Source organism: Brevundimonas sp. (assembly GCF_013823285.1).
Taxonomy (GTDB): domain Bacteria; phylum Pseudomonadota; class Alphaproteobacteria; order Caulobacterales; family Caulobacteraceae; genus Brevundimonas.
Map to the genome: position 1 here is coordinate 1 of NZ_PNLV01000082.1, position 11,328 is coordinate 11,328.

Sequence of the window (11,328 nt, forward strand, 5' to 3'; positions counted from 1 at the left end):
ACGGCGTTGCCAACCGCGTGCCACGAGGACACCAGCGAGCCGCCGTTCTGGGCGTTGGCCAGGTTCAGGTTGGCCGGAATGTTCAGGATGGGGCCCAGGAAGCCGCCATTGTTGCCGTTCATGGTCAGGGCGCCGGTCAGCGACGATTGGCCCTGGTGAATGTCCTGGGCCGAAGCGGCCCCGGCGGTGAGAGCGACGGCGGCGACGCCGGCGAGAAGCGAAACGAGTTTCATGTTGATCTCCGTAGATTTGGTTGCGGTCAGGCGCGTCGAACGATTGGATTCTCCCCCCCGTTCTCGCCGGCCGTTAAGGGCTTGTTAAGTCATCGAGTCAAGATAAAATAACGTCATTATCTATCTTTGCTCGATATTTAACTTAGTTATTGCGCACACTTACACTATTTGATTCTCGCAATAGGCATTGCGCAGGATCATTTCTTGAACTTGTTTTGCCCTGTACTCGGCTGGCGACAGCCTCCCCTACGAGCTCACAGGCGGGAAGCAACGGTTATGGTCAGGGTCTCCGAGTAGCGACCCGCGAGCAGGCCCGCCCCCAGGGGCGTACCGGTGCGGATCTCTATCTGCGCGTGGCCGGCCGCGATGGCGTCGCCGCTTCCAAGCGTCTTGCGGGACATGAGCGAGCGGCTTTCGTACCGTCCATGAAGCGTGGATCTGCGTGGACCGACCACCGGCACACTGACGTCCAGGGTGTAGTCCAGCGTCCCGGCATACGGCCCCTCCCCGGCGGGCAGCGCCGCATGGGCGAGGCCTCCCCGGGCGGACTGAAAACTCAGGTCGAAGGGCACGTTGCAGTCCAGGGCCACCCGGGCCCTCGCGGTCTGGTTTCCAACCAGTTCGCCGAAGTCGATGTCACCTCCGCCGGACACGTTGCAGCGGGCGCTGATGCTCCCGGCGAGGACGACGTCGACCCTCGAAAACGTTGAGGCCCCGGGAGCGACAGGCTCGGCGGCGCCGGCGCCGGCGCCGGCGGCCACCGCCATGATTCCGAGACTTGCCGCAACCGCAGCCGCCCGCCCTGGCTGGCGGCTAGTTCTGGTCAGCAATTTCATGTTTGTCCGCCACCCTCGAGACCGGATTCTGGCGGCGGCTTAAATGACCGCGCCCCGGCAAGTTGAAAGCTTAACGCTTTCTTAACCGGAACTTAGTTGTCCGCAGAAACGTGGGCGTCCCCATTTTTGAGTAGCGGCGGTGTATTCAACTGGCGGGCGAACAAGCGTGGTTAATTTGCCGATAAGAAGGCGAAAATTCACCATTTTCTTATTGAAATTTAAGGGAAATTTTTATTCCGCTCGCGGGCGGACGGCTGCGACTCAGCCGATCCGGAACAAGGCGATCGTCGCGAACAACTGCTCTCGACTGCTGACGCCCAGTTTGTTGTAGATGCGCCGGATATGGGTTCGGACCGTCTCGATTGACACATTCAGCGCTTCGGCCACCGCAAGGGGCGTCTGGCCTCCGATCAACCTCTTGACGATCGCGGCTTCTGATCGCGTGATGTCGAAGTATGGGGCGAAATCGGCCCATACATATCTCTCGGACAGGTCCGCGGGCTGGAAAGTCAGTGCGACCGGAGGATCTCCGGCGTCCCCGAGAGCCGGAGGCAGCCACTCAACATGGATGACGACGATGCTTCCGCAGGCACGCCGGTAGGACCACCCCGCCGCCCCGAAGCTTTCACTCGCGAGAAAGGCGCGCAGGCTCCCGGTGCGCGCCTTGTCCGAGAAAGCAAAATGCCCGCCTGCAATCTGAATCTCGCTGTCGGATCTGGAGAGGGCGTCACCCGCCAGGTTCAGGTCGAGAAGCTTCAGCGCAGGCGTCACTACGAACAACGCATGAGAACGAGACACACTCCACTTCAGAAGCGGTCGATCGTATTCATCGGGCCAATTGCGCAGGGCGGGCCCAGTAGAGCCATTTGAAGCCGGACTACTGCTTTCGCCGACGGGCGATACATATGCCACTAGGATTGAACTTCAATTTATAGTTAATTCAATCTAGCTATACGGACCTCGCCGCAAATCCCCATTTTTGGGTATGGTTGGGCGATTTTCACGCCTTCCGCGAACTGGGCGCGAGAACAACCATAAAAGGTGGCGCCCAGCGGCTCGCTGTGGCCGTGACCGTGAAAAACGGCAGCATCCGGGATCAATCCGATCCCGCTCCATGTGATCGGGACGCTTCTCTGAGCCAACGCAACCATGAAATACGCCACAAAGGTCGTCGGCGAGGCCGGGACCGGAACTGATGAACGATCAAGGCCTGGCCGCATGGGCACAAGCATTGATGCCGTCGGGTATCAGGGTTTGGCCGAAGGCGACGTCCCATATTTGGAACGCCTCGGTTTCTAGGTGACTTCGCTGAGCCAGGTCCGCCAACGGAGGCGGCTATCCTCCGGCTCTCCCGCCTCTACCGCCGCGACAGCCTGGCGATACCCGGACGCACTCTGCCCGAACTCCTCCAGGAAGAGCCGCTCCATCTGGCGTTCGTCGTCGAAGCCGTAGCGGCGGGCCAGCACCTCCGGCAGGGCCGCGTCGCGACGATCCAGGGCCGAGCGGAGGGCGGCCAGTCGCCGCTTCCGGATCTGTCTGGCCACGCCGCCATGCTGCTCAAACAGGCGATACAGGGCGGACCGTGAAATGCCTGTGTCGGCTGCAACGCTGTCCACGGAAAGATGCGGGTCGGCCAGACTGGCGTCGATGTGCTGCTCCACCAATTCGCGGCGGGAGAAGGTCTGACGCTGGCGCTGCGCGGTCAAACGCCGAGGAGAGGTTTGAACCGAGCCCAGGATCTCGATCAGGGCCCGGCCGAGACCGGGCAAGGCGCCTGCCTCCAGGGTCGGGGCCCGCCGCGCAAGCGAGACGAGGTAGTCCGCCAGGATCAGATTCGCCGGCGCGTGCAGCAGTCGGCCGTGCAGCCCATTGGCCGAACCCAGCGCCGCCTCCACCACGGACCGGGCGACGCTGATGGTGATCATGCGGACATCATGCGCCTCGGTGCGCGTGGCCCGACGGGTGTCGGCGATGAAGACATCCCCTGCCTCGGCCACATCGAAACCGCTGGCCGCGCCGCCCGTGACCCGGCCTTCCAGCACAAGGCTGATCACGAAATGGGTGAAGCCATCCCGTGCAACCCGATCCGAACGCGAATGAACGACGCCCGATAGGGTCCGGTCATAGATGATGAGGCCGTGGAGTCTCCAGGCCTTCACGCGCGCATGAAAGGCGCCGTCGCCCCGGCTTACGTCCGCGCCATGCCCGTACAATTCGGCATAGCGGCGAAAGCCCTCGGCCTCGGGAAGGCCGTCGCTGGAAAAGCTGAAATTTTCCGACATGTTGGCGCTACAGTGGCACCGTTACTCGACGCTTGGCAACTCGTCGACGGAGCCGGCTCGCGGCGGGTCTCAGCGCTCCGCCGCGAGCCGGCGCCATCCAGCCGCTCCAGCGAGACTCAACAGGATGGCCGCGGCGCCGGCTATGGCGATGGTCAGGAACAGCGCACTGGCCAGTCCTCCAGCATGGGGAAACAAGGTGTCGCTGAGCACACCCGTGAGCACCGGCCCCAGCCCCGTTCCCAGCAAGGCGCAGGCGGCCAGATAGACGCTGACGACAGAGCCATGCATCCCCGACGTTGTGACAGGCGCAAGGCCGCCAAGGGCGGTAAGGGCCGCCGCGCCGCCTCCCGCCGTCAGGAGGAAAAGACCGGCCAGGACCAGAACGATCTGATCGCCTGTGGCCATCAACGCCGCCCCGCAGATGGCGAGCGCGGCGCCCCACACCATCCCGGGCGCAATCGATTTCCCCATCGCGACCTGGCGGTCCAGCCATCTCCCGGCGGCAAGGTGCCCTGTCGGCGCCGCGACAAGCACCACAAGACCGACGGTCCAGGCGCTCGTCGCGGGCGTCAGCTGAAGACTGCGGTTCAAGACCGACGGCGCCCACCCCGCACCCGCCTGAATCAACAGGATCACCGCCACCCCCGCCCCCACGTGCAGCGCCAGCGCAGGCATGGTCGCGATATGGCGAATGGCCGCGCGCAAGCCCCGTCGCCTGGGCGCGGGAGACGCGGTCGCCCTGATCCTGCGCCACAACAACCACGCGAGAACCAGATTAGGCAGCGTCATCAGAATGACGGCCATCCGCCAGGGCTCAAGCCCGCTGAACCAGCCGGCACCCGTCAGAGCCGCAAGCAGTCCGCCGCCTATGATCAGGGCCCCGCTCCGGCCCGTCGCCGAGCCGGCGGTGAACAGCGCGGTGGATCGTCCCAGCCGATCCTGTGGAGAGGATGCAGCAAGTATAACCAGGGCCGTCGGACCGAACGCCGCCTGGGCGAAGCCCAACATGAGGCGCGAGGCCATCAGCGTTTCAATGTCTGCGGCCAGCGCAAAAACAAGACAGGCTACGGTCCAGCCCAGCATGCAGAGGGCGGCCACCGGCGCCAACGGCAAACGGTTGTGGCTCGTCCCGACAATCAGCAGCACCATCGCGTAGGTGACCACGAACGCCGGGCCCTGCAGGAGTCCGATCTGGGTGTCGGTTAAGGAGAACTCCGCCCTCAAGGCTGGGGCAAAGACAGCGGGTATGGCGCGGTCCACATAAGCTGTGAAATGGCAGATCGCGATCAGCAAGGCGCCGCTGAAGCCGAGCTGCGCGCCACGATCGTTGCCGACACTGCTCAAGGCGCTGCTTTCCAGGTTTCATTCGGGGCAGGCCGTCTAACACCGCCTTCGCCGTCCGTCAGCGTGTTTCGCGAGGATTGGCTTCGGCCGCCACTGAACCGTTCCAGCTTTTCCGAGTTTGAATCCTGCGGCGCATGAGGACGTCGCCGGCAGGAGAAGTAGCCATGTCCCTGGTTCGGTCTGGTGCGGGTGTCTCGATCGCCGTCGCCGTTCTGGTTCTCGCGGGGTGCGGACGGGAAGAGCCGGTTGTCGCAGACCAGGCTCCGGCAGGGTCCGAACCCGCCGCAACGACCGCGGCCCCGGCGCCCGGGCAATCCGGCTCTCTCTGGCGAGGGGGGCAAGCCGTCCCTCTGGATATTCAGGTCGCCCACCCGAACGGGGTAGTGTTGCAGGTGACATCGCTCCAGTCGCGAGAGGTGGATACGGTCGTGGGGGTGCGCATCCTCAACGGCGCGGACAACGAAATCCAGCTCAACCGGTTCAACAACCGCCAGGGCTACATCGTCGTGGAGAGCGGCGAGCGCATCTACATCTCGCCACCGGCCGGCAACACCCGTCTGGCCATACAGCCCGGGCAGAGCATGGAGGGCGAACTTGTCTTCCTCGGGCGCCTGCCGCAGTCGTCCAGCGCGGTTCTGGTGCTGAACGAGAACAGTCAGACCGACAATCGTTACACGCGTACGCCCGGGTTCCGGATCGATCTGCCTCTGGCGAGCCTGGGTTCGGCGGCCTCCGAAGGCGCCTCGTGATCCCCCCCGTGCGCGTACGCCGGATCGGCGCGGCCCTGGCGGCTTCAGCCGTGCTGGCGGCTTGTGGCGGCGGTGAGGGCGGTGACGGGCCAGGCGGAGATCTCGGCGCCCAGGTGATCCACCCCTCGGGGGTCGTTCTGCAGGTTCTGTCGGTTGAGGTGGGAAGGGACGCCACGCAGGTTTCTGTCCGCATCATCAACGGCCGGGACAGGTCCGTGAACCTGATCAGCGGCGACGAGTCCTCCTACCTGCTGACCGACAGCGGCGAGAAGCTGCTGATCATTCCCCCCGCAACCAATGAACGATTGAGCATCCCGGCAGGCCAGACGCTGGACGGTGTCCTGGCTGTGGCTGGAGCTCCGCCGCGCGGTGGAGACGTCGTTCTGGTGCTCAACGAGCGGGGATCGTCCGACAACATTCACAGCGAAGCGCCCCGAATGGAGGTGCGGCTGCCGCTTGGCGGGGCCTTTGGCGCACGGACGGTGGCGGAGGTTTCAGCCCTGACCAACATGAGGGCCGTTCCGAGATCGGTCCTGCGTCCGTTCACCGGCGAGGGTTCGAGCCTCGGCGCGGGCGGACGCAGCGCCAGCGAACTCCGGGTCGTGGAGGCGTTGAAGACTGAGCTCGGAGCGGTAGAGACGGAACGCGGCACCGTGGTTTCCCTGGAGGGCGACGTGACGTTCGATTTCGATCGCGCCACCATCCGCCCCGAAGCTCGCAATACCCTGGAACGCCTGGCGGAGTTGCTCGCCGGTGTGGACGACGCGGAAATCCGGATCGAAGGCCACACCGACTCCCGCGGGACCGCGGACTACAATCAGTCCTTGTCGGAACGCCGCGCCGAAGCTGTGGCCGACTTCCTGGGCGAAAGAGGCGTGTCGCGGGACCGGCTCAGCACCGAGGGCTTTGGCGCAACCCGGCCCGTGGCGCCCGACGCCGCCCCCGACGACGAGGCCGGCCATCAGCGCAACCGCCGCGTGGAGGTCATCGTTCCCGGCGGCACGGCGGCCCAGCCCCCCCGCGCGACCGACGGACAGTCCCGCCTCGATCCGGTTTCCTGAGCGCCTTCCCCTGCGCCTGGCGCTGTCGCCCCAAGACGTCGGCGCGGTTCGCCTCAGCGCCCGCCCTGGGCGGCGGGGCCAGCGTCGCGCACGTAGCGGTTCAGCCAGTCGGTCATCTCCCACAGGGTGTGCATCACCGATTCCCGGGCGCGGTAGCCGTGGTCCTCGGCGGGCAGCACCACATAACGGGCGACCGCGCCGTGACCCTTCAGCGCCGCATAGAAGCGCTCGGTCTGGACCGGGAAGGTGCCCGAGTTGGAATCGTCCGCCCCGTGGATCAGCAGGATCGGCTCATTGACCCGGTTGGCGTGCATGAAGGGGCTCATGACGTTGTAGGTCTCCGGCGCCTCCCAGTAGGTGCGCTGCTCGGCCTGGAAGCCGAAGGGCGTCAGGGTGCGGTTGTAGGCGCCTGACCGGGCGATGCCCGCCCGGAACAGGTCCGAATGGGCCAGCAGGTTGGCGGTCATGAAGGCGCCGTAGCTGTGCCCGCCCACGGCGATGCGGTCGCGATCGGCCACGCCGCGCGCCACCACCGCATCCACCGCTGCCTGGGCGCTGGCCACCAGCTGCTCCACATAGGTGTCGTTGGGTTCGGCCCCGTCCACGCCGACGATGGGCATGGAGGGGTTGTCCAGGATGGCGTAGCCCTGGGTCAGCAGGAACAGGTGGCTGGAGCCGCCCGGCCGCACGAAGCGGTTGCCCGTGTCCACCACCTGACCGGCCACGGCGGCGTCGGTGAACTCGGCCGGATAGGCCCACATCAGCAGCGGCAGCGGGCCGTCCCGGTCCTTGTCGTACCCGGCGGGCAGATAGAGCGTGCCCGACAGCTGCACCCCGTCGGCGCGGGTATAGGCGATGGTCTCGCGGGTGGCCCCGGCCAGCTGGGGCGCGGGATCGGGGAAGGCGGTGATGGCGCGGGGCTCCGCGCTGTCCAGATCGCGTACATACAGGTTCGGCGGCTCGGTCAGGCTCTCGCGCCGGGTCAGCAGCACCCGGCCGTCCTCGTCCAGCAGGCCCGCGATCGTCTCGTAGTGGGTCTGTGACGAGGTCCACAGCCGCTCGGTCTCGCCCGAGGCCAGATCCATGCGGCCCAGGAACGGGAAGGCGCCTTCGCGCGTGGCGCCGGCGCCGGTGGTGAACACGCCCTGACCGTCCGGCGTCATGTGCATGACGCGGAAGCCCTCGGGCGTCGGGCGCGTCATGGGCGAGCCGGGGTCGTTGTAGCGGTCCTGATAGTTGCGCTCCAGCAGCAGGCGCCCCTGCCCCGGACTGGAGGGGTCCACCAGCCAGCGGGTCTCATGGCGCGTGTTGAACCAGCGGGTCGAGACCATGGCCAGGTCGTCCCGGCCCCAGTCCACGCCCGCGTACCGTGCGTTCAGATCGATCAGCACACGGGGCGGCGCGTCGAAGGGCGCAGCCTGGATGAAGACCCGGTCGCGCACCGCCGCCTCGCGGCGGGAGTCGCCCCCGTCCTGCGCCTCGGCCCAGACCAGGGTGGCGGGGGCGTCGGCGCGCCATTCCACCGAGCGCGGCCCCTCGGCCACTGAGTCGAAGGGGGTCGGCACATTGTCGCGCAGGGGCAGGTCAGCCGCCTGATGGATCAGGTTTCCGCCGAGGTCCGTGACAATGACCTCAGTGGGAAACAGTCGGGCTGGGACGTTGTAGCTGTAGGGCCGCTTGAGCCGCGTCTGCAGGATGTGGCGTCCATCCGGCGAGATCGCCGCACCGGCGATCAGGCCCGTGTCTCCGACCATGCGGACGGGCGATCCATCCACCGGAACCAGGGCCAGACGGCTGGTGAAATAGTGATCGAACAGGCGCTCGTCACCCGGATTGGACAGCAGATCCTGATAGGTGCGGTTGGGCGCGGCCTGGCCGGTGGTCTCCTCGATCACCGGGCCGGTGGGGGCGGCGGTGACGTTGGGCGCGGCGCCGCGGCCCTCCGGGACCAGACGCGCCAGAACGGCGGCGCTGTCGGGCGTCCAGTCCAGCGCGGTGTTGAAGGCGGCGTTGATCACCGGGCCGGTCAGGCGGCGCGCCTGTCCGGTCGCGGCCTCCGCCACCCACAGCTCAAGCCCCTCGGGCGCGTCGGCGAGAAAGGCCATGAAACGGGAATCCGGCGACCAGCCGCCGGCGATGAACCGCTGGCCCTCGGCCAGGGCCACCACCCGCTGTTCGCCCGTGGCCACGTCCTGGAACGTCAGGCTGTTCAGCCAGGCGGTGCGGCTGTTGGCCGGACCGTTGTTGCGCGGATTTATGCGGTAGCCGGCCAGACGCAGGTCCGCCTCGGCCACCTCGGCGATGGACGGCAGGTTGGACCGGCCCAGCAGGGCCAGGGTCGCCCTGTCGGGGCTGATGCTCGGGACCGGCGCCGGGTCCGTGTCCAGGATCTGGGCAATGGGCGCGGGGGGCATGCGGTAGGCGGGAGCGTCCTGGGCCATGGCGGCGGGCGCGAGGACGACCGCAAGGATGGCTGCGGCGCAAACTGCGCCGGTGGCGAACCGGTGATGCATTGGAGAACTCCCGAACCGAATAGGCCGCCAAGCTAGAGCGGCAGGGCCGGGGGTCAAGCACGCAAGGCTGTGATCAGCACGATGCCGGCCTCGCCGGTCAGTTTCCGGACGGCTGGAGCGTCGGCCGCAGGATCGACAGGTCGTAACCCAGTTCGCGAGCGCGGCTCCTGATCTGCTCCCTCACCGCCTCCGACGGTTGCGGCGTCCGGCTGAGCAGCCAGAGGTACCGGCCCGAGCTCTCGCCCACGATGGACCATGAGTAGTCCTCGGCGTGATCCAGGATCCAGTAGTTGCCGAAATAGAACGGGCCGAAGAACGACACCTTCAGCCTGGCGTTCCCGCTGCCCTCGACCACCCTGGCCTTGCCTTCAACAGACCTGGGCTCACCGTCCAGGCCGCCCTGGCGACAGGTGTTGACCACGCCGATCAGGCCGTCTTCGCGCAGGCTGTAGTCAGCGGTGGCGGCCTCGCAGCCTCGCTGAAAGCCGGCCTCATAGCGGCCGATCTCGTACCAGCGACCGAGATAGGCGTTCAGATCCACGGACCTGACCGGTTCGGGCACGGCCTCGTTGCCCACCGGCCCGCGCTGAAGGGTCGCGCAGGCGCCCAGGGCCAGGGCTGCGGCGACGATCGCGATCAGGGAGACAGGGCGCTTGATCATGAGCGCCCAACGGAGGCGGTGTCGTGCGGTTCCATCGCTGTCATGATCCGCGTCGCTTCATGTGGGCGGCGGCGCGTCCGGCTGGCCCGGGAAGCGTTGGTCGCGGGCGGTTTCGTAGGCCTCACGCACGCCCTGGCGGGGCTGGTCCGCGCCCAGCAGGCTGATCTGGGCGGTCCAGACCTCGGCCAGTTGCTGGACCGTGGCGGTGATCCAGCCCGGCTCCTGCTGCCGGGCCCAGGACTGGATGGAAACGCTGTTGAAGACCAGCAGGAACAGTCCGGCCACGATGATGCTGCGGCTGGTCCAGCGGCGATCGCGGGCGGCCTCGCCTTCCTCGTCCAGCGGCGGCTCGGGCGGGAAGGCGTAGCGGCCCAGGGCGATCAGGCGCGGCTCGCGCGTGGGCAGATCGTGCGGGTCGGCGGATTCGATCCAGTCGTTGCGCTCATCCGGCTCGGGACCGGCCGCGGGCGCGGACGTCTGGCCCTGCGGCGCCAGCTCCTGACCGCGCGGTGGAAAGGGATCGTGCTCCCCGGCCGGGAAGGGGGCGGGCTCGTCGGGGTCTTTGGGCTCGTTCGGGTCCATCGGTTGCACCAACGCCTAGAACTGGAAATAGATGAAGGGGGCCACGCCCTCGGGACGCATGGCCTCCACCAGCAGAATCATGATCCCGATGAGCACGCCCATGGTGATGGCCGGGGCCTCCCTGACCCGCACGGCCAGCCCCTCCACCGCCCGCGGCGGCAGCCAGTGCATGGCGATCCCGCCCACGATCAGGGCCAGCAGGAACGGCGTCAGCACCATCATGGGCGCCATGCGGGTCAGGCCCTGAAGCATCTGCATGGCCAGGTCGAAGCTCTCGGCCCGGAACAGAATCCAGCCCAGGCAGACGATGTGGAAGGTGACGATGACGCCCAGCCAGTGGGGCAGCCCCGCCTTGCCTTCGCGGAAGTGACGCCAGACCCGCTCCACCGCCTGCACCGCCCCGTGCAGCGCGCCCCAGGCGATGAAGGTCCAGGCCGCTCCGTGCCACAGTCCGCCCAGCAGCATGGTGATCATGATGTTGATGCAGGACGAGACCAGCCCCTTACGGCCGCCCCCCAGCGGCACATACAGATAGTCCCTCAGCCAGCTGGACAGGCTGATGTGCCAGCGGCGCCAGAACTGCTGCAGGGACCCGGCGCGGTACGGCTGGTCGAAATTGCGCGGGAAGGAATAGCCCAGCAGCGCCGCCAGCCCGATGGCCATGTCCGAATAGGCCGAAAAGTCGCAGTAGATCTGCACCGCATAGCCGTAGGTCGCCGCCGCGATGTCCAGGGCCCCGTAGGCCGAGGGATCGAAGAACACCGGGTCCACCAGCCGCACGGCCAGCTCGGAGGCGATCACCGTCTTCTTGAACAGCCCCCAGGCGATCAGCAGCAGGCCCAGGGCCGCCATCTCGCGGGTCAGGCGCGGCACCCGGTCGAACTGGGGCAGCAGGTCCGAGGCCCGCACGATGGGCCCGGCCACCAGATGGGGGAAGAAGGACATCAGCAGCATGACGTCCACCAGCGAGCGCGCCGGCGGCGTCTTGCCCCGGTGCACGTCCACCACATAGCTGATGCCCTGGAAGGTGAAGAACGAGATGCCGATGGGCAGGACGATCTGCAGCA

The 11,328-nt window shown here is 67.0% G+C and carries 11 protein-coding genes; 2 read left to right on the forward strand and 9 right to left on the reverse strand.

Annotated features, from left to right (window positions below):
* From C0461_RS11120 to C0461_RS11140, 5 genes are all read right to left on the reverse strand, one after another.
* Nucleotides 1–233, reverse strand: a 233-nt coding sequence (locus C0461_RS11120) for a hypothetical protein (RefSeq protein WP_292106879.1), incomplete at its 3' end; no start/stop codon positions are given.
* 254 nt (nt 234–487) lie between these two features.
* A complete protein-coding gene (locus C0461_RS11125; RefSeq protein ID WP_292106881.1) occupies nt 488–1,069 on the reverse strand; it encodes a hypothetical protein in 582 nt (193 codons plus the stop codon).
* 261 nt (nt 1,070–1,330) lie between these two features.
* The gene (locus C0461_RS11130; RefSeq protein ID WP_292106882.1) at nt 1,331–1,840 is read right to left on the reverse strand and encodes a helix-turn-helix transcriptional regulator; all 510 of its coding nucleotides are present in this window, start codon (nt 1,838–1,840) and stop codon (nt 1,331–1,333) included.
* A 524-nt stretch (nt 1,841–2,364) separates the two neighbouring features.
* Nucleotides 2,365–3,351: a helix-turn-helix domain-containing protein gene (locus C0461_RS11135; RefSeq protein ID WP_292106884.1), complete on the reverse strand. Its 987-nt coding sequence runs from the start codon at nt 3,349–3,351 to the stop codon at nt 2,365–2,367.
* A 69-nt stretch (nt 3,352–3,420) separates the two neighbouring features.
* Nucleotides 3,421–4,695: an MFS transporter gene (locus C0461_RS11140; protein ID WP_292106885.1), complete on the reverse strand. Its 1,275-nt coding sequence runs from the start codon at nt 4,693–4,695 to the stop codon at nt 3,421–3,423.
* 392 nt (nt 4,696–5,087) lie between these two features.
* On the opposite strand from C0461_RS11140, the gene C0461_RS11145 reads away from it, so the two are divergent.
* Both C0461_RS11145 and C0461_RS11150 read left to right on the forward strand, forming a co-directional pair.
* Nucleotides 5,088–5,444 carry a hypothetical protein gene (locus C0461_RS11145; RefSeq protein WP_292106888.1) on the forward strand — a complete coding sequence of 119 codons (357 nt, stop codon included), beginning with the start codon at nt 5,088–5,090 and terminating at the stop codon, nt 5,442–5,444.
* Between the two features lie 8 nt (nt 5,445–5,452).
* Entirely contained in the window at nt 5,453–6,505 is a 1,053-nt protein-coding gene (locus tag C0461_RS11150) for an OmpA family protein (RefSeq protein ID WP_292106891.1), read from the forward strand.
* A 53-nt stretch (nt 6,506–6,558) separates the two neighbouring features.
* Here C0461_RS11150 and C0461_RS11155 read toward each other — a convergent pair whose 3' ends face one another.
* From C0461_RS11155 to C0461_RS11170, 4 genes are all read right to left on the reverse strand, one after another.
* Entirely contained in the window at nt 6,559–9,018 is a 2,460-nt protein-coding gene (locus tag C0461_RS11155) for a prolyl oligopeptidase family serine peptidase (RefSeq protein ID WP_292106893.1), read from the reverse strand.
* Nucleotides 9,019–9,115: 97 nt separating this feature from the next.
* Nucleotides 9,116–9,679, reverse strand: coding sequence for a lipocalin family protein (locus C0461_RS11160; RefSeq protein WP_292106896.1), 564 nt, complete (start codon nt 9,677–9,679; stop codon nt 9,116–9,118).
* A 57-nt stretch (nt 9,680–9,736) separates the two neighbouring features.
* On the reverse strand, nt 9,737–10,261 hold the full coding sequence (locus tag C0461_RS11165; RefSeq protein ID WP_292106897.1) for a hypothetical protein: 525 nt from the start codon (nt 10,259–10,261) through the stop codon (nt 9,737–9,739).
* A 15-nt stretch (nt 10,262–10,276) separates the two neighbouring features.
* Nucleotides 10,277–11,328: MBOAT family O-acyltransferase (locus C0461_RS11170; RefSeq protein WP_292106900.1), on the reverse strand; the 1,052-nt coding region annotated here is incomplete at its 5' end.